Genomic DNA, 609 nt, shown 5'->3' with positions numbered 1-609 from the left:
TCCGGTCGAAAAGTGAGCAGGTGTTACGGGGTTGAGTCTGCCTGACGGTCGGCTTCGACGGAGGGCAGGGACTCGATTGCGGTGTGTTTGATGCGGTAGCTGGCGCCTTTGAGGGCGATGACGTCGGCATGGTGGACGATCCGGTCGATCATCGCTGAGGCAATCGTGGCTTCACCGAAGACTTGTCCCCAGCGCGAAAACGGCAGGTTAGAGGTCAAGATGATCGACGATTTCTCATACCGGGTCGACACGAGTTGGAAGAACAGGTTGGCCGCTTCGGTGTCGAACGGGATGTAGCCGACTTCGTCGATGACGATCAGCCCGTAGCGGGAGATCTTGCGCAGTTCGGCCTCGAGGCGATCGATGCGGTGGGCTTCGGCCAGGCGGGTGATCCAGCCGGTCGCCGGGGCGAACGCGACGCGGTGCCCGGCCTGGGTGGCCGCGATGGCCAGCGCGGTGGCGAGGTGGGTCTTGCCGGTTCCTGGCGGTCCTAGCAGCACGATGTTGCGGGCTTCGGCCAACCAACCGCCAGCCTCGAGGCGGGCGATCTGAGCGCGGTCGACATGGGGTTGGGCGGTGAAGTCGAAATCGGTGATCGTCTTGATCGCC

The 609-nt window shown here is 63.7% G+C and carries 1 protein-coding gene; it reads right to left on the bottom strand.

All coding sequences use genetic code 11. The annotated features are described in order from the left end of the window. Nucleotides 1-23: 23 nt before the first annotated feature. Nucleotides 24-609, bottom strand: a 586-nt coding sequence (gene istB / locus A5698_RS08120; protein ID WP_068295392.1) for an IS21-like element ISMyma9 family helper ATPase IstB, incomplete at its 5' end; no start/stop codon positions are given.

Origin of the sequence: Mycobacterium sp. E136, assembly GCF_001666865.1 — a bacterium.
GTDB lineage: Bacteria > Actinomycetota > Actinomycetes > Mycobacteriales > Mycobacteriaceae > Mycobacterium.
Note: the sequence above shows the minus strand (reverse complement) of the source record. Positions and strands in the feature narration are given on the sequence as shown.